The following is a 22,325-nucleotide window of genomic DNA, read 5'->3' as shown; positions in this document are numbered from 1 at the left end:
TTCCCTAAAGTAAATTAATTGCGTTTACTTGAATGTCTTATCCCAAGCAGCAACTTCTGAATCACCATACTTTTCATGGATCAACTTCTTAGTGGTTGCAGTTTGGTAAGCCTTCACAACGTCCTTGTAGGCGCTGTTGTTCTTGTCCTTCTTGCGGGCAACGATGATGTTAACCCATTGGTGTGAATCCTTGTTCAAAGGTTCAACGAAGATGGCATCTTGATACTTCAAACCAGCAGTTTGTGCGTAGTTACCGTTGATAACGGCTCCTTGAACGTCTTGCAAGTTACGGGCAGTTTGATCAGCTGAAACTTCCTTGATGTTCAAGTTCTTAGGGTTTGAAGTGATGTCCTTAGTGGTTGCCAATGACAAACCTGACTTCAAATCAATCAAGCCGGCGTACTTCAAAACGTAAAGGGCACGACTTTCGTTTGATGGGTCATTTGGAATAACAATGGTGTCGCCGCTCTTAAAGTCGCTAACTTTCTTGTATGAATCTGAGTAAAGGCGGATAGGGCTGATGGCTGTTTCACCAATAGCAGTTAATTCGTTACCGTTCTTCTTGTTGTAAGCGTCTAAGAAGGCGTAGTGCTGGAAGGCGTTCAAATCAACGTCGCCGTTTTGCAAAGCCTTGTTTGGTTGCGAGTAGTCTGAGAACTGCTTGAACTTAATGGTGATACCATACTTGTCCTTGGCTGTTTCTGAAACGCTCTTCCAAATGGCGTCGTCATCCTTACTTGATGACATGATTCCAACTGTCACGGTTTTTTTATCGCTGGTACCGTGGTTACCAAAACTAAAGTATGCTAATGCTGCAACTGCAACAACGGCGATACCTGAAATTATCCAACTCTTCTTTGACATGTTCCTTGTTCTCCTTGCATAACGTGCGTCTATGTTTTTAGGCAACAAAAAAGTCGCTTCTATCTCTAAGATTTAAGACAGAAGCGACTTTCGCGTTACCATTCTGAGTTTTTGCCTAAGGTTACCCGTAGGCTGCTCACTAACCATCGGGCCCCGGGGAATGATCCTAGCCGAATGGTGTGCCCGAGTAACGAGGGCCAATCCGTCAACTACTAACGGTAAACCGATTCGTAGTTGCCAATCACAGGTCATTTTCAAAAGCTCGCTTACCTTACCTTGCACCAACCGGTAAGTCTCTAGGCTAAGTTTACTTTTTACTTTCCTGATCCACTTGTTTGATATGTTGTGTCTATATTACAAAATGTCAGCTTACTTGTCAAGAAAAAGACTAAAATTTTTTAATAAAAGTTTTTGAAAGGGCGAAATTAGAATGGTTATAGGAAATCATTACTTATTTCGTTTTGTAGCAAAGTAAGCTACCAAAGAGGCAATTACTGCAAATAATGAAAGGTAAACCGCACTATTTTTCTCAACCCGTGATCCTGTTGCGGGTAAATTAGATGTTTGGTCTTGAGTATTTGTACTACTAGTATTCTTGCTGTTTGAATCTGTAGCCTGATTGCTTTCGCTATCAGCACTTTTATTCGTTGAGCTAGCAGAGTCGGTTGAAGTAGCGTTCGTGGCAGAAGTTGAGCTTTCACCGTTTGTATTAGTAGTGTTATTAGCACTATTCTGGCTCGATGTCGGGGTAACTGCACTTTCAGAATAAACAACGTTAATGGTTTCATCTTGTTCATTAAGAGTGTTGTCGAGGGTTGGTGTTTCAGCTGCAATACTTGTTACTGCCGCGCCGTTTACCTTTGGGTTAGCATATTTGTTATCAACGGTTTGTGGTACATCAACAGCATCGAACTGTGAAGTACCAGATACTTCTGGTGTCCAATTACTATAGGTAACATTACCAATTGGGTCGGTCGTTTGTGTACGAGTGTATTTTAATTCTTGTACAGTAGCGGGTTGGTCTGAAAGGCTGTTGCCAGAAGCGTCCTGGTAATTAATGGTTCGTTTGACGATTTTTTCTTGATTAACGACGGTATTTTGTCCGGCTGTTCCTAAAAGATACCATTCTGTATTAGTTATATTGCCATCGGCAAGAGCAAAAGCGAATTGTTGAATTGTCATTGAAACACCTTTGGGATCTGCAAGAGTCCCTCCATTCGCCTCATCAATGGGTGTAACGGAAGTATACGTACTGCCTTGTAGGGCATCGCCGATGGTCATCGTTTTTTGACCGGGCAACTTAAGATAAAATGTTTTTCCATTACCAACATTGGATAGGGCGCCAGATCCCGAGAAATATTGATTAGCAAAGTTAAAATTAGAAAGATCTAAATAGCTTAGTGAAGTACAACCACTGAATGTACCGACAAGTGTTTCAAGCTTATTGGTGTTGAAGCTTGAAAGATCGAGAGAAGTGAGTGATGAACATCCACTAAAAGTAGAACCCATGCTTGTCACGTTTGAAGTGTTAAAATGTGAAAGATCGATTGATGTTAATGAGCTATCATCGGAGAACATATCATCCATCGCAGTTAGCTGGCTTGTGTCTAATTTATCTAGACCAGTAAAATTTTTTAATGAAGTCAGGTGCGCAAATAACAGCCCAAGGCCCATACCGCTAGTGACGGGTTGGGTAAAAACAATATGTGCGACGTTTGGGAAGAGACTACTTATCTGGACATCGGTTCCACCTCCGGAACTAGTTTGAAACGACCCGCCACCTGTAAATGTCAACGTATTGGTGGAAGTGTCATAACTGTATGGCACAGTACCAATCGTTCCGGTTGTTGCTGTAGTATCCGCGCTGGCTTGCAAATGTGTTAGTGACAAACTATCGGAGTGAGTTGTGTTGGCGACTAAACCAATAGAAGCAAAAGCAGCCAGAGATGTTAAGGAAAGCGCCAAGCCTTTCTTTTGTAATCTAGTTTTTAATTGATGTTGTTTCAGGTAATCGTTATATCGATTAATTCTTGTCTGAGCCATAATAAATTCCTCTTCTAAAATATGATTACATTCTCTAATTGACTTTATTGTAACTCTTGTAATCTAAATAAGTGTATTTATTTTTAATTGTAATATTTAAACTGAGAAAATCAGGGCCATCAGCTAAACGAGTCTGCGTATATTTTTCGCTGTTTGAAAGGGTTGTAAAGCCGTTGACCTATCTCTTTCTTTTAGACTAAGATAAATTAGTAGAATGTAATGGTTATAAATTTTTGAGAAGAGTGGGGAGAAGTGAATATGAAAAATAAGCTTTTAATATCAAGCTCAATATTGATTGTTGCAGTATTCATGAGCGGTGCATATTTCCTAGGCAAGAACACTACCAAACATGTCAACGATTCTAAGGTGACGAAATCGACAGCAATAACAAAGAATTCTTCAGCTGATGACAATGGTAATCAGCAAGCCAAAAATAATGATCAATCTGATTCTTTTGAGGCATTACCTCAAAAGATAAAATTAGCATTGCTCAGTTTTAAAGAGTTACCCAGTGACTATGGTACAGGTTATAAGACACACTACACCGTCTATATGGGCGACCAAAATAAAATTGTGATTTACGATGACGGAGAAGGCGCTGGTGGAATGGCTGAACATTCTGTCATGTTTACCGATAATCATGATGGAACATTCACGGTATCAGCCATTCAATCGAGTGCCGACTCAATGGCTAATTATAATGCTCAGAATTCCTATTGGAAAAAATATAAAACACTTTCCGAAAATCAAATGATGAATGTTTATCAAAATCATAAAGATGAAATTGAGTATGCTAGCAGTTTGATGGATTTATCAAAATCTGATCAATCTTTTCCTTTAGTGCCTACTAATCAGGAGACGATGCCAAACTAATAATGTTGAAAGTGAATCGAGAAATTACTGCTGTTTAAAGGAGCCTTGGTATGGAAATTCGGCTATTACAATACTTTTTAAAAGTTGCGGAGACGCAAAATATTACCCAGGCAGCCGCTGAATTGCACATTACCCAGCCGACCCTCAGCCGGCAAATCCATGCCTTTGAAGAGCGGCTGCAGACTAATTTGTTTATTCGTGACAATAAAAAGCTCACACTAACTGATTCGGGCCGGTTTTTGAAAGCCAAGGCGGAGGAGCTAGTCGCATTAGATCAGAAGACGGAACAAGAATTTGCGACCTATCAAGACCGTGAGTTGACGGGAAAGGTGACGATTGGTTGTATCGAGTCTGAAAATTCAACTTTTATGGCTCAAATTATGAAAACGATGCGGCAAAAACATGAGCAGGTGACTTTTGAAATTTATAGTGGGAATGGGAATGATATCCTAGATAAATTGGAGAATGGCTTGCTCGATCTGGCCTTTATGGTTGGACCGTTGAACCCGGATATGGCGGATTTTCACTTGACGCATTTGCCAGGGAAAGAAATTTTAGGGGTGGTTGTTACCAATGACAGTCCGCTGGCCCAAAAAGAGGGCATTACGGCCGAAGACATTAAGCGGCTGCCAATCATTGGGGCGAAGCGGGAGGCGGTGCAGGAGAGCTTTTATCATTGGGGTAATTTTCAACCTGAGGAACTGAACATTATTGGGATGTATAACTTGATTTTTAACGTCTTGCCAATGGTCCGCGAGGGTGTCGGGGTTGCCTTGGCCATCAGTGGGAGTAGTATTGGCGATGAGGATGGGACCAAATTCATCCCGCTGACGCCAACACTAGCCGCTGATCGGATGCTTGTCTGGAAGAAAAATCGTATTTTGAGTCCAACAGCACAGGAATTTATTCAATTAGTTAATCATGCCTCAAAAGCATCGGATGAAGCTTAATAAGTATTATACGTATGAATGATTTGGTATTAAGATGGAATTGTACCAAATGAGAGGCAAGTGCTTGGTCGCGAAAGCGGCTTTTTTTGTGCCATTCTCTTGAAAGTGAGGAAAATTTTTTTGAAAAAACGAGTCTATTTGTTGGCGGGATTGGGCATCATTTTAATCGGTGCTGACTTGCGTCTGCCAATTACTATCTTGCCGCCAATTCTGCCTCAGTTGCATTCGATTTTGGGAGTGCCAACCAGTGTCAGTGGCTGGCTTACGACCATTCCAATCTTAATGTTTGCTTTGGTGTCACCGGCGATTGGAAAATGGGGAGTGCGCGCGGGTAACCCCCAGGTGCTATTCTATTCGCTGCTGTTACTGACGGTAGGGGTGGCGATTCGGGTGATTACGAATCCCATCTTACTTTTTGTGGGGATGATTTTGATTGGAATTGGTCTTTCGGGTGGAAATGTTTTGTTGCCAAGTATCATTCAGGAGTATTTTCCAAAGCAAAGCGCCCTATTAACTGGAATTTATCCAGCCATGATGACACTTTTCTCCGGTATTGGTACGGCGACGGTTGTACCAATTTTAAAGACAACCAATTTTTCAACAACGATGATTATTTTTGCGACTGTGACGGTCTTAACGTTGGTAGTTTGGGGCAGTGCCTTCAGGCAGTTGCCACAGACTGACCACGAATTGGAAAGTGAAGAAGAAGCCAAGGGTGATTTTTCGGTGAAAAATTATCGGGTGACTTGGCTGATTACGCTTTTCTTTGGGATTCAGTCATTGCTGGCCTACTCATTGATGACCTGGATGCCAAATTATTGGGTTGATCACGGCTTCACGTCCACAACGGCTGGGGTTTTGTCCACCTTCTTCCAAGTATTTGGGATTCCGATGGCCTTTTTGACGCCGACAATTGCCAAGCGTAAGCCAGGCACGGTTGGGATGGTGATTTTTATTGCCATTACTGTTTCTATCGCGACATTTGGCTTGCTTTTCCCAGTTCATAGTTTCTTTTTGAACGCCCTCTGGTCAGGGTTATCTGGAATGGGGACAGCGGCCGCCTTTACCTTGAGTATTGTCTTTTTCCAACGCAAGACGGCTAGTTTTGAATTGACGGCTGAGTTGTCAGGGACAGCTCAATCCGTTGGTTATTTGTTAGCTGCTATCGGTCCAATCGCCTCTGGTTATTTGATCAATATCTTCCATTCCTGGGATTTGATTTTTGGGATTTACTTTATCCTGGCAGTCTCACTTGGATTCTTGGGTTTTGCCATTATTTTCAGCAAGAGAATTGGCGAAGAACAAAACAATAGCTAATTTTTAATATAGAAGAAATGATTACGGCAAATGAGCTTTGGCCCGTGATGAATGCCAAAAAGACCACTATCAAAACGATAGTGGTCTTTTATATTTGAGACAAAGATTGTTATTTTATTTGGCGAAAAGTTTTCTTAATGCTGCCTCTGTTGAAATCATGTCACGGCCAAGGTACTTGGCCATGTCATCGGCTGGCACCGCAGCGCTATTGCTTTGCAAAGCTTGTTGCATCATACCAATATAATCGGCTACATTCTTTGGGAAGCCGGCTTCTTGTAAGAAGGTCGAAGCTGCTTCGGCATCACCTTCGACAATTTCAATATCTTTGCCCGTGGCCTTGGCCAGGGCTTCACCTAATTGACCATAGGTCTGCAATGGTCCACCAACCTCAATGATAGCGGGGAAGTCGAACTGACCAGAAACGGCCCGGGCACCAATTTCAGCAAATTCATCACGGGTACCCCAACCGACTTGGCCGTCCTTAGCTGCATGGACAAGACGACCGGCTTTGAGCGCTGCTCCAAGAATTGGCATTTCATTTTCAAGGTAGAAATTGTTGCGCAAGAATGTGTGGTCGATACCAGCATCAGCAATCAATTCTTCAGTAAACTTGTGGTCCTTAGCTAATTGTCTAGCGGGGGTATCGGCCTTAGAAGCACTGGTATAGGCAATGTAGTTGACGTTGTTTGCCTGAGCGGCCTTGACAACGTTTTGGTGCTGAGTCTGCCGGTCATTCAAATCGTTACTAGAAACGAAGAGAAGGCGGTCAATGCCCTTTAAAGCGGTATTTAGACTTTCTTGATCGAAGTAGTCACCAATCCTTGTTTGAAAGCCCTCAGCTGAGAGTTGGTCAGCCTTCTCCTGCGTACGGGCCAAGGCAAAGACTTCTTGGTCTGGTACCAATGTTTTTAATACTTCAAGAGCGTGATGCCCATAAGCGCCGGTTGCGCCAGTTACTAAAATTGTCATAGCTCCTCCAAATGAGAATAGAAACGAATGTGTTATTTATAAAAGTACAACTTCATTATAGGCAGGTATTTGAGAATAGTCAAAGCAAATTGACCGGGATTTTAAAGGAATACTGGTGCTTAGCTTGGTGGATTCGTTGCTGTTTGCTCTTCCAATTTTATAAATTACTTTAGAAATGTAAAAATAGCTATGCAAGAAGAAAAAATCTGTTATACTAAAGACATAATATAATTTCTGAGGGAGTAACTGACGAAATGTTCGTGGCTGAAAACCGTCAAAGCAAAACAGCAATGTTTTATATCGTGCAAGACTTATTGCACCGGCTTAGCCTTAAACAGTGAGACTCATACCGACATGCTTTTTTGTGTGTGGTATGGGTCTTTTTCTTTTACCCGACCAGATAGAAAACAGCACAATATAAAGGAGAGAAAATTGTCAAAGCAACCATATCAAATTGACGTGGCCGATTTGACCAGTCAGCTTGAAACAAACGATCAGACTGGTTTAACGGCTGAACAAGTTCAAGACCGCTTAGCGGAATACGGACCCAATGCCTTAGTGGCTAAAAAGAAAAAAACGTTACTACAAAAGTTCATTGATCAGTTTAAGGATTTGATGATTGGAATCCTGTTAGCGGCAGCCTTAGTGGCGGCCTTTACGGGTGAACAAACCGATGCAGCCTTTATCTTGGCCATCGTGATTATTAACGCCGTCTTCGGTGTTTTCCAAGAAAGTAAGGCTGAAGGGGCAATCGAAGCCTTGAAGGCTTTAGCGACACCAAAGGCGCGGGTCATCCGTGATGGTCGTGATCAAGAAGTCTTGGCCACTGACTTGGTTTCAGGTGACTTAGTGCATTTGGAAGCAGGAGATGTTGTTCCAGCCGACTTGCGTTTGGCTTCCGTGGCTAATTTGCAGGTGGAAGAATCAACTTTGACCGGTGAATCAGTGCCAGTTGAAAAGACGGCCGCGGTCTTGACCGGTGACAACTTGCCGTTGGGTGACCAAGCTAACTTGGCCTTTATGAATTCGAACGTAACCTATGGTCGGGCAACCGGTGTAGTTACTGGTACTGGAATGAAAACTCAAGTTGGATTGATTGCCGAATCATTACAGTCAACGGATGAAACCAAGACGCCATTGCAGGAAAACTTGAAGCAGTTGGGTAAGATTTTGACTTACTTGATCTTAGCGATTGCTACTTTGACTTTCGTGGTTGGTTACTTTACGCAAAATGCTAAAATCATCGACTTGATCCTGACATCAATCTCATTGGCCGTTGCGGCAATTCCAGAAGGTTTGCCAGCGATTGTGACGGTGACCTTGGCCTTGGGTACTGCTCGAATGGCTAAGAAGGCCGCTTTGGTCCGCAAGTTGCCAGCCGTTGAAACGTTGGGATCAACGGATATCATTGGTTCTGATAAGACTGGTACTTTGACGCAAAACAAGATGACGGTTGAAAAGTTGGTCTTGGACGGTCAAATTATTGACTTGAAGCAAGAAAATCCTTTCGAAGCCGAACAGGTCAACCCTGATTTGTTAAAGTTAGCCGATGTGTTGGCGCTGAATAACGATACGAAGGAAATTGATGACGGCTTGGTTGGAGACCCAACCGAAACGGCCTTGATTGCTTTTAACCAAAAGTACCGTCCAGCCTATAAGGACACGTTGGCGAAGATGCCACGTGTCAGTGAAATCCCGTTCGATTCTGAACGAAAGTTGATGACGACGATTCATCCGGTCGATTCTGCCTATGAAGCGACTGTTAAGGGTGCGCCGGACTCAATCTTGGCCCGGGTGAGCCAGGTTTTGGACCACGGACAAATCCGTCCGGTGACCGATGCCGATTTGGCCAAGTACCAAGAAATTAACGCCGAATTGGCCGACCAGGCCTTGCGTGTCTTGGCCTTTGCCTATAAGGATTTGGCGGCTGTGCCCGAAAATCCACAGGCTGATGAAATTGAAAAGGGCTTAATCTTGGTTGGTTTGATTGCCATGATTGATCCGGAACGTCCCGAAGTCAAGGGAGCGGTTGCCGAAGCCAAGAAGGCCGGTATTCAGCCAATTATGATTACGGGTGATCATCCAAAGACGGCGGCAGCGATTGCCGGCCGTTTGGGTATCTTGACGGATGAAGACGACCGCGACCGGGCAGTGATGACCGGGGCGCAGTTGGACGAAATGCCAGAAGAAGAATTTAAGGACCGAGTAAAAGACGTGCGCGTCTATGCCCGAGTTGCTCCAGCCCACAAGGTCAAGATTGTTCAAGCTTGGCAAAATAAGGGCAAGGTTGTTGCCATGACCGGTGACGGTGTTAACGATGCCCCTGCATTGAAGACGGCCGATATTGGAGTCGCGATGGGAATTACCGGAACGGAAGTTTCCAAGGAAGCCGCCGACATGGTCTTGGCCGACGATAACTTCTCAACCATTGTTGCCGCTGTTAAGGAAGGACGAAAGGTCTTTGCTAACATTCAAAAGGCCTTGCAGTATTTGTTAGCCTCGAACTTGGCCGAAGTGATTGCCATCTTTATGATGACCTTGCTTGGTTGGCAGGTCTTGGCACCGGTGATGATCTTGTGGATTAACCTGGTAACCGATACATTGCCAGCGATTGCCTTAGGATTGGAACCAGCCCAGAAGGGCGTGATGTCACAAAAGCCTCGTGGTAAGACGGCCAACTTCTTGTCTGCCGGTGTTGGACCAGCCATTATTTGGCAGGGAACCTTGCAGGCCTTGATTGTTCTTGGTGTCTACGGAATGGCCTTGGCCTTCCCAGAACACCAGGGCTACGACTTGATTCACGGGGATGCCTTGACGATGGCCTTTATGACCTTAGGATTGATGCAAATGTTTAACGCGATTAACGTGAAGAGCGTTTACCAATCAGAATTCGGTCCACAGGCCTTTGCTAACAAGTTCTTTAATTGGGCTTTGGTCTTCTCACTCTTTGCCATGATGGCTGTGGTCTTCATCAAGCCATTGAACCCAATCTTTCACGTAACTTACTTGGATAGCCACCAATGGTTGACAGTTGTTTTGGCCGCTTTCTCTATCATTGTGATTGTCGAACTGGTAAAATGGGTCCAGCGACATTTCTACAAAAAAGGATAAAGAAAATTGGCAAAATTTAATCCCAAGCAATTACAATACTACCTCCAAGCATTACAAGAGGTTTTGACTAAGACGCAAGAAGCAGCTGACCACGTTTCACCATTTTTCGTGAAGTTGGATGAAGCAAAGGAGAAGGGCACTGTTGCCGACATGGCCAAGGCCGACTTTGCTGAAATCAAGGCGGAATTTGATGACGTTGTGGCGATTTACCAAGCAAACGCTAAGACGTTGGCTGGGTTGACTGTTCCAGTTCGTTTCTTAGGCGCACACAAGACCTTGGCAAAGGCCTACCAAGATTACGCCGATGCCACTCAAATGATGGCGGATGCCGTTATTCTTGACGGTCAAAAGATTGATGACGATAAGTTTGCTCAATCTGAAGCTGACCAAGAAACTTATTTGAATAAGGTTCAGGCCCAAGTTGGTAAAATTTTTGGAGTCTAAATAACGAAGGGAACGCTCGTGACCAAACCCGGTTGCTAGCGGACCCTTTTTTATTTTGCAGTGAAAGTGAACCGATTGAATAATTGTTCTCAGGCTTGGTCTGATGCACCTTTGTGATATTTTGTGTGGAAATGAGCGAGTTGGGAGAGCCGTTTTTGACTAAGCCAATTCCTGACAAAGTGGATAAGAATGGCTGTTAGGAAAGGTATTCGGACTAGACCATTCGCGTGATAAAAGCTGACATCGCCTTTCGGGCGGGTGTTAGTTTTTGGTACAATAAAAGCATTATGAAAAAGAGGTTATTATGAAAAAAGTACTAATGACTTTGGTGACTGCGGTAGCAGCATTCTTGATGGTGGGAGTGGCTGCTGTTAAACCAGCCCAGGCCAGCAAGCCCCACTATATTATTGCAACGGATGCCACCTATGCACCTTTTGATTTCCAAGATAAAAACAATCAATACGTTGGTATTGATCAAGACATTTTAGCAACGATTGCTAAGCGCGAAGGCTTCACTTATGAATTGAAGCCAATGTCATTTAACGCCGCCACTCAGGCCGTTGCTTCTTCACAAGCAGACGGTGTGATTGCCGGTATGTCAATTACGGATGCCCGCAAGCAAGTCTTTGACTTCTCAACACCTTACTACCGTAGTGGTATTGGTTGGGCAACTGCTAAAAATTCAAAGATTAAGTCTTTGTCTGATTTGAAGGGCAAGACAGTTGCCTTGAAGACTGGAACTGCCGGGGCACAATACGCCGAATCAATCCAGTCAAAGTACGGTTTCAAGATTACTTACTTCTCTGATTCTGATACTTCATATCGCGATGTGATTAACGGGAACACGGTCGCTACCTTTGGTGACTTGCCTGTTTTGCAGTACGCGGTTAAGAACGGAACTGAATTAAAGGTACAAAACCCTAAGGATCCATTTAACGCTGGTGACTATGGTTTTGCCGTCAAGAAGGGTTCAAATGCGGCTCTCTTGGCTGCCTTTGACAAGGGCTTTGCAGCAATCAAGAAAGACGGTACTTACGATAAGATCGTCAACAAGTACTTGGATGCCAAGGCCTCAACCTTTACTGGTTCAGCCGCTGATAACAACAGTGTGACTGGAATTCTTCGTTCAAACTCTTCTGCTTTCTGGCATGGTTTGAAGGAAACGCTTTACCTAACAATTGTTGGAATTATTTTGGCAACCCTTTGGGGATTGCTTCTTGGTGTGATGGGTGTTTCTAAGTCAAAGTTCCTCCGTGGCTTGTCAACAACCATTATTTACATCTTCCGTGGAATGCCAATGATGGTTTTGGCCTTCTTCATCTACATTGGCTTGCCTTCTGTGGTTGGAACAAAGATTCCTGCCTTTACAGCTGGTGTTTTGACTTTGATCTTGAATGAAGGTGCTTATACCGGTGCCTTTGTCCGTGGTGGTTTCAATTCTGTTGATAACGGTCAAATGGAAGCTGCCCGTTCTTTGGGACTTTCTCATGGTAAGGCCATGCGCAAGGTCATCATTCCACAAGGATTGAAGTTGATGATTCCTAGTTTCATTAACCAATTCATCATTACACTGAAGGATACGTCAATCTTGTCAGCAATTGGAATTTTGGAATTGACGCAAACTGGAACGTTAATTGTCACTCGAAATTCACAAGGATTCCGTGTTTGGGCAATTATCGCTATGATATACTTAATTGTAATTACGTTACTTACATGGTTGAGTAACTGGGTTGAAAAAAGGACACAAGCATGAGTGAAGAAAAGCAAGTGAAAGTACACGTCGACAAGGTTAACAAGTCATATGGTGACAACCATGTTTTGCGTGACATCTCTTTGGACGTAATGGCCAACGAAGTGGTCGTAATGATTGGCCCTTCAGGTTCTGGAAAGTCAACATTCTTACGGATGCTTAATCAGTTGGAAATGCCAAATTCAGGTTTGGTTGAAGTCGATGGTTATGACATTTCAGACCCAAAGACTAATATCAATAAGGTTCGTGAAAACATCGGAATGGTGTTCCAGAACTTTAACCTTTTCAATAACTACACCGTTTTGGAAAACATTACTTTGGCACCCGTTCAATTGGGCAAGATGACCAAAGAAGAAGCCGACAAGCGCGGTCGTGAATTGTTGGCAACTGTTGGCCTTTCAGATAAGGCTGACGTATCAGTTAATTCTTTGTCAGGTGGACAAAAGCAACGAATCGCGATTGCCCGTGCCTTGGCAATGAACCCTGACATCATGCTCTTTGATGAACCAACATCTGCCTTGGATCCAGAAATGGTTGGGGATGTTTTGGATGTAATGAAGGACTTGGCTAAGTCAGGAATGACGATGATTATCGTTACCCACGAAATGGGCTTTGCCAAGCAAGTAGCTGACCGGGTTGTCTTCTTTGAATCTGGAAAGATTCAGGAATCTGGTACGCCTGAAGAAGTCTTCAATGCACCAAAGAACGAACGTTTGCAAACGTTCTTGTCAAAGGTGATGCAGGCCTAAGTTTCCTGCAATGAAACAAGTTAGAAAGAAAGAGATACTATGGTCAACCAACGAGTAAAGCCGATTTTGGTTGCCTTGGCACTGTTTTTGGGCCTTTTTGCCTTTGGACAACGCGCCAACGCAGCTGAGCCTAATTATGTGATTTCAACCGATGCCACCTACGCACCCTTTGATTTTCAGGATAAGAATAATGAGTATATCGGAATTGATCAAGATATCTTAAAGGAAGTTGCAAAGCGGAACCACTTTACTTATACGCTGAAGCCAATGTCCTTTAACGCCGCTGCTCAAATGGTTGCCAACGGTCAGGCCGATGGAATCATTGCCGGAATGGCGATTACAGATGAGCGAAAGCAAGTCTACGATGTTTCAGATCCTTACTATAAGACCGGGGTTGCCTGGATTACAAAGAAGGGTTCAAAGATTAACTCATTGTCTGAATTAAAGGGCAAGACGGTTGCGTTGAAGTCTGGAACAGCCGCTTCAAATTATGGTCTTTCTTTGCAAAAGAAGTACGGCTTTAAGGTTAAGTACTTTAACGATACGGATACGATGTATAACGATGTGGCCAACGGTAACAGTGCCGCCACATTTGAAGATATGCCAGTTATCCAATACGCCATCAAGAACGGCTTGAAGTTGGAGATTAAGAATCCAAATAACCCTGGTAACGCCGGGGCTTACGGTTTCTTCGTCAAGAAGGGGCAAAACCCTCAATTGATTGCTGACTTTAACAAGACTTTGAAGGAAATGAAGGCTGATGGAACTTATCAAAAGATTGTTGATAAGTATTTGAAGTCAGACCAAAAGACTTTCACTGGTTCAACGGAAGATAACAAGACTACTTGGGGAATTTTGAAGTCAAACAAGACTGCTTTCTTCAATGGTTTGGTTGAAACGATTGAATTGACGGTCTTTGCTATCATCCTGGCCTCACTTTGGGGTATCTTGCTTGGAACGATGGGTGTGTCACAGTCAAAGTTCTTGCGTGGCTTGTCAAATACCATTATTTACGCCTTCCGTGGCTTGCCACTGATGGTTTTGGCCTTCTTTATTTACATTGGTTTGCCAGGAGTAATTGGTACTAAGATTCCTGCCTTTACGGCCGGCTTGCTGACATTGATTTTGAACGAAGGTGCTTATACTGGAGCCTTTGTTCGCGGTGGTTTTGAAGCAGTTGACCGTGGCCAAATGGAAGCGGCCCAGTCACTTGGTTTGCCTTATGGTAAGGCAATGTCTAAGGTCATCATTCCGCAAGGTTTGAAGATCATGGTGCCATCATTTGTTAACCAATTTATTATTACGTTGAAGGATACATCAATCCTTTCAGCTATTGGTATTTTGGAATTGACTCAGACGGGAACATTGATTGTTGCCCGGAATTCACAAGGATTCCGCGTCTGGGCCATTATCGGTATCATGTACATGATTGTGATTACGCTGTTGACTTGGTTGTCAAACTGGTTGGAAAAGCGTTTGAACAAATAATAAATTTTAAAAGGTCCCGTTCGTCTAATGAACTAGGGGCCTTTTTATTATGCTAATTGCTGTCAACAAACAAAATCAATATTGTCTGGCCGACCGAGCCGGACCTGAAGAAGAATATTTTTGTCCGGCTTGTTTTAAACCAGTTTTGTTGCGCCGCGGCCAAATCAAGGTGAGCCACTTTGCCCACCAACAACGGTCGGGGTGTTCTTTTTTAGCCGAGGGGGAGACGACGACACATTTGCGCGGAAAACTGTCGCTATTTCGCTACTTTTCCACCTTTGGTCAAGTTGAAATTGAACCGGTGTTAAAGGAAATTGGTCAGCGGCCGGACTTATTGCTGGTCGACCAAAACGAAAGCCGTTTAGCAATCGAATACCAGTGTTCGCCGCTTTCGGTTAAACGGCTGCACGAACGAAATGCAGGCTACCAGAAGCTGGGCCTGCGTGTTTTGTGGCTATTGGGACCCCGGTATTTACAAAGGCGATTGTCGGGTGAAATGATTGCCCGCTATTTGTCGGCCAACCAATCGCTTTGGTTCTTCGTCAGTGATTGTCGACAATTTGTTGTTCAAGACCAGTTTTGTAAAGTTGACTTTCAACGGCTTCATTTTCGGCAACGAACCTTCGCGCAACCAGCCTTGACCGACCTGTTGGGGAAAGAAACAGCTAAGCAGGGTACTTTTCAACCCGGAATTGTCTCGGTCGACCGGCAACGAACCAAGTTAACTTTGTTAATGCTTCAAGGGCGCGTTCCAGTCGAAGTTGTTGATTATCTTTATCAGCGTGGCCATCGGCTTGATCAAATTCCAGATTGGTGTTTGTTGGGTCAGCAATTTGGCCTAATTGTGCCCAATTGGCAGTTTCGCTTAATTTTTATCTTGTTATTAGAAAAATATTCGAACCAAATAATTAATTGGCCAACTTTGCAATACCGGTTGCATCGCTATTTTTATCCCAGTTATCAGTTTTGGCAAACAGCGTTAGATCAAGTTTTAGCGGAATTGGTGGCTGGTGGTTATCTACAGGAAGAGCATGGGCAAATCAAGGTCAAAAAGTTGCCAAAATTTCGTTAAGATGAGTTATCGTATGTTAAAATGAGTAAAAAATGAAAAAGGGGGGCCTGCGGCTGCAAGGCTTTGGGCAAGAAGTATATGGCAACAATTACAAGACAAGAAGTACCCACGAAATTGACTTGGGATTTATCAACCATTTTTAAGGACGACCAGGATTATCAGGCCGCCTTTAACCTTTTGAACGATCGCTTGGGTGAGCTGGACCAGTACGTCGGTCACTTGGCGGATTCAGCCGAAACGCTGTTGGCTGGTTTGGAAGCGGACCTCGCCATTGAGCGCACATTTGAAAAGATTTATATTTATGCACACCAGAAGTTTGACCAAGATACTTCTAATAACACTTATGCTGGGATGAACGCCCAGGCGCAAGACCTCCTGGCGAAGGTGAGCCAAGCCACGGCTTTCTTCCAACCAGAAGTCTTGGCAATGGATAGTGCCGTTTTGTCGTCTTATTTGAAGGAACCGGGCTTGCTACCATACCGTCACTTCTTTGACGTGTTGTTGGTCGAAAAAGCACACACTTTACCAGCTGACCAAGAGGCCTTGTTAGCCGGTGCTTCGACAGTTTTGTCATCATCAGAGCAAACTTTTTCAGTTTTGGATAACGCTGATATCGACTTTGGTGATGTCGTCGATGAAGACGGCAACATGCAGGAATTGACCAACGGTTTGTACGCCGTTATGTTGCGGTCAAAGAAGCCAGCAGTGCGTCAAGAAGCCTTTGCGGCCCTCTACGATGCCTACATGTCGCTGAAGAATACCTTTGCTTCAACCTTGTCAGCAACCGTGAAAAAACACAATTTCTTGGCCCGCACTCGTCATTATCAATCTGCCAAGGAAGCTGCTGTTTTGTCAAACCAGATTCCAACTGCTGTTTATGATACGTTGACGGACCGAGTTGAAAAGAACCTGCCATTGCTCCACCGTTATGTGGCCTTGCGTAAGAAAGCCTTGGGTCTTAAGGAAGTTCATTCCGCTGACTTGTACGTCTCATTGACGGATGACGTTGACTTGCCAGTGACTTATCAAGACGCCAAAGAAATTGCCTTGAAAGCCTTGGCACCAATGGGTGACGATTATTTGGAAGTTGTCCAAAAGGCCTTTGATGAACGCTGGATTGATGTTGTTGAAAATAAGGGAAAGCGTTCTGGTGCTTACTCTGGTGGGGCCTATGATACGAATCCCTATATCTTGTTGAATTGGCAAGACACTTTGGATAACGTTTATACCTTGGTGCACGAAATGGGCCACACAGTTCATTCCTACATGACGCGTCATAACCAGCCTTACCACTACGGTGACTATCCAATCTTCCTGGCTGAAATTGCCTCAACGACTAACGAATCACTCTTGACGGACTACCTTTTGAAGACATATGATAGCCCTAAGGTACAGGCCTACGTTTTGAACCAGTACTTAGATGGCTTTAAGGGAACGGTATTCCGCCAGACCCAGTTCGCAGACTTTGAAGCTTGGATTCATGACCAAGATGCAGCCGGTCAGCCATTAACGGCCGAAGCAATGGCCGATTATTATGGTGATTTGAATGCCAAGTATTACGGTCCTGATTTGGAACGGGACCCAGAAATTGCTTACGAGTGGACACGAATTCCACACTTCTACTACAACTTCTACGTTTATCAATACGCAACTGGTGAAGCGGCAGCGACCACCTTGGCCCATAACATTTTGGAAAAGGGTGAAGCAGACCGCTATAAGGAATATTTGAAGGCTGGTAACTCAGCTAGTCCGCTTGAAGTCATCAAAAAGGCTGGTGTGGACATGGAAAAGGGTGATTACTTGGATCAAGCCTTCTCCGTCTTTGAAGACCGCCTAGATCAATTGGAAAAGCTCTTAGGATAAGAGCCAGAGAAAGGAAGTAGACAAGAACATGGCAAAAATCTTGGTATTTGATGGAATCGACGAAAGTGCTTTGACTTTAATTAAAAAGGCCGGCTTTGAGGTCGTTTCTAACAAACAGCAAACGCCAGAGGACTTTGCTGGTGACCCTGATGTTGTTGGGATTATCTTGATGATTTTTGATGTGGATGGGGCCGTGATGGACCGCTATCCAAATTTGAAAGTAATCGCCCGTCATGGTGCAGGTTATGACACAGTTGATTTGAAGGCTGCAGCCGAACGTGGCATTGTCGTGACGAATACACCCGGTGCCAATGCGACGGCGGTGGCTGAAACTGCTGTTGCTTTGATGCTGGTTGCTGGTCGTTACTTTGGTGCTTATCATGATTCAATTACCGATTCAAAGGTTAAGAACTATTTGGTCGGTAAGAAGGCGCAACAGGTATCAGGCAAGATTGTCGGAATTCTTGGCTTTGGTCATATCGGTCAAGATATTGCCAAGTTGTTAACCGGTTTTGGTGTCCATGTCTTGGCTTATGCCCGTCATGACCGTGACGTACCCAATGGTCGGATGGCATCTTTGGATGAGATTTACCAACAGGCCGACTACATTGTCTCTGCTTTGCCAGCCACACCGGCAACAACGGGGATGATTAACCAAGAGGCCTTTGACAAGATGAAGTCAAATGCTGTGATTGTCAATGTTGGTCGTGGACCGGTGATTGATGAACAGGCGATGATTGATAGTCTTAAGGCTGGTAAGATTGCTGCAGCCGGTTTGGATGTGGTCAATGAAGAACCAATTCAACCAAGCAATGTATTGCTATCGTTGCCAAATGTTTTCGTCTTGCCACACATTGCTGGTTTCTCAAAGGAAGCCAACCACGAAGTCGCTAAGACAGCTGCCGAGGATGTCTTGTCAGTGATTGCTGGTAAGGGAACGGACCACCAAGTTAATTAAAGATAATCAACCGCTGAGCCATAAATCAGGCTAGGCGGTTTTCTTTTATTTTGTTATACTAGAAGTACGATGAAGGACCTAGTAAAGGTTTGCTAGCAATGAAGCGAGCGGGAAACAGTGAAAGACCCGTTTGCTGGCACCTTGAATTTCAGTCTGGAGACTTTGGCTTAATCGCCAACGGTAGCCGCCGATACCGGCTAAAAGTGCTAGTAGTAATACTAGAAACTGGGTGGTACCGCGGAAGTTCTCTTACGTCCCTTGTGTTGACAAAGTCAATACAAGGGACTTTTTTATTGGATAAAAGAGGAAGATAGATGACATTAATCGATGATTTAAATCAAATTGCACAAGCAGCGCAAGCTGACTTGGACCAAGAGGGGGTTGACCTCGAACAAGTGCGGGTGGCCTACCTTGGTAAAAAGGGAAAGATTACCCAGGTCTTGAAGTCAATGAAAGACCTTTCTGTTGATGAAAAGAAGGCCGTTGGTCAGGTGGGGAACCAGGTCCGCGAAGCCATTCAAACCAGTCTGGATGAAAAGAAAGAAGCCCAAGCTGCGGCTGCTTTGAATGCCAAATTGGCTGCCGAAACAATTGATGTCACCTTGCCAGGAACAAAGCCTAAGCTCGGTAACCGCCATGTTTTGCAACAAATTATGGACGAAATCGAAGGGCACTTTTTGGGCTTGGGTTATCAGGTAATTGATGATCCAGTTGACTCACCCGAAGTCGAAACGGATGAATACAACTTTGAACGAGAAAACTTGCCAAAGGACCATCCGGCCCGTGATATGCAGGATACGTTCTACATCACGCCAGAAATTTTGTTGCGGACGCAGACCTCACCGGTTCAATCACGTGCGTTGGAAAAGCATGACTTTTCAAAGGGACCACTGAAGATGATTGCGCCGGGTAAGGTTTACCGGCGGGATACGGATGATGCTACCCACTCACACCAGTTCCACCAAGTCGAAGGTTTGGTTGTGGGAAAGAACATTACGATGGCTGATTTGAAGGGAACTTTGCTGTCAATCATGCAGGAACTCTTTGGTGAAAAGCATCAAATTCGCTTGCGACCATCTTACTTCCCCTTTACGGAACCATCAGTCGAAGTTGATGTTTCCTGGGATGAAGTGACAGAAGATACTAAGCCAGAAGACATTCGTTGGATTGAAGTCTTGGGTGCGGGGATGACCCACCCCAATGTCTTGAAAATGGACGGGGTTGACCCCGAAGAGTACTCGGCCTTTGCCTTTGGCTTGGGGCCTGACCGTTTTGCCATGCTGAAGTATGGTGTGGAAGACATTCGTCAGTTCTACTTGAACGATGTCCGGTTCTTGGATCAATTTAACAAGCGGGGGAACTAATAATGAAGACCAACTTAAAATGGTTAAATGAATACTTAAAGCCGGGCCTTGATTTGAGCGAACAGGCCGTCTTGGACCTGGCTCAGCAAATCGAATTGACGAGTGTTGAACTGGAATCTGCTGGAACGGCCGCTGCCAAGCAAACTGGCTTGGTCGTTGTCCGGGTTGACTCGGTTAAGCCTCATCCAGATTCTGATCACATGGTGATTACCCAGGTCTTTGATGGGCAAAATCAGATTCAAGTCGTGACTGGAGCACCAAATGTGGCCGAGGGCCAATTGGTTGTTTTGGCCAAGGTAGGTTCACAAATCGTTGACCGCCAGACTGGTGAATTAGTGACAATCAAAGAAGCCAACCTTCGTGGTGAAGTTTCTTATGGTATGTTGGTGGCCTTACAAGAAATTGGTTTGGCCGATAGCGTTGCCCCACAGGACTTTGAGGTTGGTATTCACGTCTTTGCCGAAAACGACAACGTCCAACCGGGCGACGATGCCTTGGCCGTCTTGGGCTTGTCAGATCCTGTGATTGACACGGATTTGACACCCAACCGGGCTGACTTGCTGTCAATGTTGGGGATGGCCTATGAAATTGCTGCCATGACGGACCAAACGGTTAATTTGCCGGCACCAGCGGTCTTGTCTGATCAGGCAAATTCAAATGCGCAAGTGACGGTTACCGGGGATGCAGAGTTGGCAACTGGTTATGCCGTCCGTGTTTTGAACCAGGTCAAGGAACAACGGTCACCACTTTGGTTGCAATCACGCCTTTGGGATGCCGGTTTTAAGCCGGTAAACACCATTGTTGACGTGGCGAACTACTGGCTCTTGTTAACGGGGCAGCCACTACACGTCTATGATTTGGACCAGGTTGAGGGCACTCATTTGGAAGTGCGCTTAGCCCGTGAGGGTGAAGTTTTGCCACAAGAGGCCGGCGAAGAAGCCATTGCCTTGCGACCAGGACAAGATATTGTGGTCGCTGCGGGTCAGCAAATTTTGTCATTAGCTGGGATTGCCGTCAACCCAGCGGTGGCGGTCACAGCGGCGACGAAGCGGGTCATTGTTGAAACTGGACAATTTAATCCAAGCTTGATCCGGCAAAGTGCTCGACGCCATAACTTGCGGTCAGAATCTTCTTTCCGTTTGGAACGTGGCATCAACTTGGACCAAACTTTGGAAGTAATCGACCAGGTTACTGCTCAAATGGCCATCCTGGCTGATGCTAAAATTGTGCCTGGTTTGAGCAAGTTTGGCTTTGATTACCGTGCGCCTGAAGATATTCAAATCACTCAAAAGCGAATTAACCAAATTTTGGGAACTGATTTGTCAGTGGCGACGATTTCAGCTTTGTTTAAGCGTTTGGCCTTGCCATTTACTGAAACAAACGGGGCTTACTCGGTGACGATTCCGGGTCGACGGACTGACCTAACGATTCCGGCGGACTTAATCGAAGAAATTGGCCGACTTTATGGCTATGATAATTTGCCAACGGCCATGATTGATGGCCAGAGCACACCGGGTGACTTGACACCCCGGCAAAAGAAAATTCGCGCTAGCCGTGAAATCATGGAGAGTCTTGGCTTCAATCAGGCAATTTCTTATGCCTTGACGACGCCAGAAAAGGCAACACGCTTTAATTTAGCTGACGATCGGGCAGTGGTGGCCTTGGATTACCCAATGTCATCAGACCGCACAACCATCCGTCAAAACCTCTTAGCAGGGCTGTTAGACGATGTAGCTTATAACGTGGCCCGTTCGGTGAAGGACATCGCTTTGTACGAGCAAGGACGGGTGTTCTTGTCACAGGGTGATGATGTTCAACCAGAAGAACGGGAACACCTGGCGGGTGTTTTAGTTGGAAATCTGGCTGAATCAACTTGGCAAGCAGGTGAAAAAGACGAGGCCGTTGATTTCTACGATATTAAGGGTCGAGTTGAAAGCTATTTGGCAGCGATTGGTATCGGAACGGTTCGCTTTGAAACGAGCCAAAAGCACGCCGCAATGCATCCTGGCCAAACGGCTGACATTTACCTTGGTGATGTTTACTTGGGTTATGTTGGTCAAATTCACCCACAACTTTTGGCTGATGCGAAGTTACCAGCAGTTTTTGCCTTTGAGCTTGATCTTGAAAACGTGATTGCTCACAGTCAAAACCCAGTGGCTTATCAGCCAGTATCAAAGTACCCACAGATTAGCCGAGACTTGGCTTTGTTGGTCGATGAAAATGTTAGCCAACAGGCTGTTTTGGATGTAATTCAAGCCAATTGGGGCCAGTTCCTCCAGCACGTGACGTTCTTTGATTTGTATACCGGTGAAGGGGTTCCTGCAGGTAAGAAGTCATTGGCCTATCAATTGGTGTACCAAGATCCAATGGATACTTTGGTCGAAACTGTTGTGACGGCTGATTTTGAACAGATGACACAGGCGCTGGAGACAAAATTAGGGGCTGAAATTCGTTAATTTGTTTGTTTTAGCACGCTAAAACAGATATAATTGAGGTAAACGCATAATTAA

Annotated in this window: 16 protein-coding genes and 1 other annotated feature; of the genes, 13 read left to right on the top strand and 3 right to left on the bottom strand. The window is 44.7% G+C overall.

Annotated elements, in window-relative coordinates:
- Nucleotides 1-24: 24 nt before the first annotated feature.
- Nucleotides 25-864: a MetQ/NlpA family ABC transporter substrate-binding protein gene (locus tag BLW39_RS05685; RefSeq protein ID WP_059378121.1), complete on the bottom strand. Its 840-nt coding sequence runs from the start codon at nt 862-864 to the stop codon at nt 25-27.
- Nucleotides 865-940: 76 nt separating this feature from the next.
- Nucleotides 941-1,203 (bottom strand) — a binding site (T-box leader).
- 108 nt (nt 1,204-1,311) lie between these two features.
- Nucleotides 1,312-2,907 carry a BspA family leucine-rich repeat surface protein gene (locus tag BLW39_RS05680; RefSeq protein ID WP_059378124.1) on the bottom strand — a complete coding sequence of 532 codons (1,596 nt, stop codon included), beginning with the start codon at nt 2,905-2,907 and terminating at the stop codon, nt 1,312-1,314.
- Between the two features lie 258 nt (nt 2,908-3,165).
- Here BLW39_RS05680 and BLW39_RS05675 point away from each other — a divergent pair, with 258 nt between their 5' ends.
- From BLW39_RS05675 to BLW39_RS05665, 3 genes are all read left to right on the top strand, one after another.
- Nucleotides 3,166-3,780 (top strand): hypothetical protein, encoded by a 615-nt coding sequence (locus BLW39_RS05675; RefSeq protein WP_059378125.1) that lies wholly within the window; start codon nt 3,166-3,168, stop codon nt 3,778-3,780.
- A 50-nt stretch (nt 3,781-3,830) separates the two neighbouring features.
- On the top strand, nt 3,831-4,730 hold the full coding sequence (locus BLW39_RS05670; protein WP_059378128.1) for a LysR family transcriptional regulator: 900 nt from the start codon (nt 3,831-3,833) through the stop codon (nt 4,728-4,730).
- 120 nt (nt 4,731-4,850) lie between these two features.
- Nucleotides 4,851-6,047 (top strand): MFS transporter, encoded by a 1,197-nt coding sequence (locus BLW39_RS05665; RefSeq protein ID WP_059378129.1) that lies wholly within the window; start codon nt 4,851-4,853, stop codon nt 6,045-6,047.
- Nucleotides 6,048-6,161: 114 nt separating this feature from the next.
- Here the strand turns inward: BLW39_RS05665 and BLW39_RS05660 are convergent, their stop codons facing one another.
- Complete coding sequence (locus BLW39_RS05660; RefSeq protein WP_059378131.1) at nt 6,162-7,016, bottom strand: NAD(P)H-binding protein; 855 nt, start codon at nt 7,014-7,016, stop codon at nt 6,162-6,164.
- 432 nt (nt 7,017-7,448) lie between these two features.
- Here BLW39_RS05660 and BLW39_RS05655 point away from each other — a divergent pair, with 432 nt between their 5' ends.
- The 10 genes from BLW39_RS05655 (at nt 7,449) to pheT (ending at nt 22,271) form a co-directional block, all read left to right on the top strand.
- Nucleotides 7,449-10,127 (top strand): cation-translocating P-type ATPase, encoded by a 2,679-nt coding sequence (locus BLW39_RS05655; RefSeq protein ID WP_059378133.1) that lies wholly within the window; start codon nt 7,449-7,451, stop codon nt 10,125-10,127.
- 6 nt (nt 10,128-10,133) lie between these two features.
- Nucleotides 10,134-10,571, top strand: a complete 438-nt coding sequence (locus tag BLW39_RS05650) for a hypothetical protein (protein ID WP_059378135.1) — start codon at nt 10,134-10,136, stop codon at nt 10,569-10,571.
- A gap of 352 nt (nt 10,572-10,923) precedes the next feature.
- Nucleotides 10,924-12,324: an ABC transporter substrate-binding protein/permease gene (locus BLW39_RS05645; protein ID WP_242975637.1), complete on the top strand. Its 1,401-nt coding sequence runs from the start codon at nt 10,924-10,926 to the stop codon at nt 12,322-12,324.
- Nucleotides 12,321-13,070 carry an amino acid ABC transporter ATP-binding protein gene (locus tag BLW39_RS05640; RefSeq protein ID WP_059378139.1) on the top strand — a complete coding sequence of 250 codons (750 nt, stop codon included), beginning with the start codon at nt 12,321-12,323 and terminating at the stop codon, nt 13,068-13,070. Before BLW39_RS05645 ends, BLW39_RS05640 begins: the two co-directional genes overlap by 4 nt.
- 39 nt (nt 13,071-13,109) lie before the next feature.
- A complete protein-coding gene (locus BLW39_RS05635) occupies nt 13,110-14,558 on the top strand; it encodes an ABC transporter substrate-binding protein/permease (protein ID WP_059378140.1) in 1,449 nt (482 codons plus the stop codon).
- 49 nt (nt 14,559-14,607) lie between these two features.
- Nucleotides 14,608-15,630 carry a competence protein CoiA gene (locus BLW39_RS05630; protein WP_059378145.1) on the top strand — a complete coding sequence of 341 codons (1,023 nt, stop codon included), beginning with the start codon at nt 14,608-14,610 and terminating at the stop codon, nt 15,628-15,630.
- A 78-nt stretch (nt 15,631-15,708) separates the two neighbouring features.
- The gene (pepF, locus tag BLW39_RS05625; RefSeq protein WP_059378150.1) at nt 15,709-17,493 is read left to right on the top strand and encodes an oligoendopeptidase F; all 1,785 of its coding nucleotides are present in this window, start codon (nt 15,709-15,711) and stop codon (nt 17,491-17,493) included.
- 28 nt (nt 17,494-17,521) lie between these two features.
- Nucleotides 17,522-18,451 carry an NAD(P)-dependent oxidoreductase gene (locus BLW39_RS05620; protein ID WP_059378153.1) on the top strand — a complete coding sequence of 310 codons (930 nt, stop codon included), beginning with the start codon at nt 17,522-17,524 and terminating at the stop codon, nt 18,449-18,451.
- A 314-nt stretch (nt 18,452-18,765) separates the two neighbouring features.
- Nucleotides 18,766-19,815, top strand: a complete 1,050-nt coding sequence (gene pheS / locus BLW39_RS05615) for a phenylalanine--tRNA ligase subunit alpha (RefSeq protein WP_059378157.1) — start codon at nt 18,766-18,768, stop codon at nt 19,813-19,815.
- A gap of 2 nt (nt 19,816-19,817) precedes the next feature.
- A complete protein-coding gene (pheT, locus tag BLW39_RS05610) occupies nt 19,818-22,271 on the top strand; it encodes a phenylalanine--tRNA ligase subunit beta (protein WP_059378161.1) in 2,454 nt (817 codons plus the stop codon).
- The last annotated feature ends 54 nt before the right edge of the window (nt 22,272-22,325 follow it).

Origin of the sequence: Fructobacillus pseudoficulneus (assembly GCF_900108455.1) — a bacterium.
GTDB lineage: Bacteria > Bacillota > Bacilli > Lactobacillales > Lactobacillaceae > Fructobacillus > Fructobacillus pseudoficulneus.
Note: the sequence above shows the minus strand (reverse complement) of the source record. Positions and strands in the feature narration are given on the sequence as shown.

Coding starts and splice junctions, on each gene's coding strand:
- BLW39_RS05685 (WP_059378121.1), bottom strand. CDS start 864: ATGTCAAAGAAGAGTTGGATAATTTCAGGTATCGCCGTTGTTGCAGTT.
- BLW39_RS05680 (WP_059378124.1), bottom strand. CDS start 2,907: ATGGCTCAGACAAGAATTAATCGATATAACGATTACCTGAAACAACAT.
- BLW39_RS05675 (WP_059378125.1), top strand. CDS start 3,166: ATGAAAAATAAGCTTTTAATATCAAGCTCAATATTGATTGTTGCAGTA.
- BLW39_RS05670 (WP_059378128.1), top strand. CDS start 3,831: ATGGAAATTCGGCTATTACAATACTTTTTAAAAGTTGCGGAGACGCAA.
- BLW39_RS05660 (WP_059378131.1), bottom strand. CDS start 7,016: ATGACAATTTTAGTAACTGGCGCAACCGGCGCTTATGGGCATCACGCT.
- BLW39_RS05645 (WP_242975637.1), top strand. CDS start 10,924: ATGGTGGGAGTGGCTGCTGTTAAACCAGCCCAGGCCAGCAAGCCCCAC.
- BLW39_RS05640 (WP_059378139.1), top strand. CDS start 12,321: ATGAGTGAAGAAAAGCAAGTGAAAGTACACGTCGACAAGGTTAACAAG.
- BLW39_RS05635 (WP_059378140.1), top strand. CDS start 13,110: ATGGTCAACCAACGAGTAAAGCCGATTTTGGTTGCCTTGGCACTGTTT.
- BLW39_RS05630 (WP_059378145.1), top strand. CDS start 14,608: ATGCTAATTGCTGTCAACAAACAAAATCAATATTGTCTGGCCGACCGA.
- pepF (WP_059378150.1), top strand. CDS start 15,709: ATGGCAACAATTACAAGACAAGAAGTACCCACGAAATTGACTTGGGAT.
- BLW39_RS05620 (WP_059378153.1), top strand. CDS start 17,522: ATGGCAAAAATCTTGGTATTTGATGGAATCGACGAAAGTGCTTTGACT.
- pheS (WP_059378157.1), top strand. CDS start 18,766: ATGACATTAATCGATGATTTAAATCAAATTGCACAAGCAGCGCAAGCT.
- pheT (WP_059378161.1), top strand. CDS start 19,818: ATGAAGACCAACTTAAAATGGTTAAATGAATACTTAAAGCCGGGCCTT.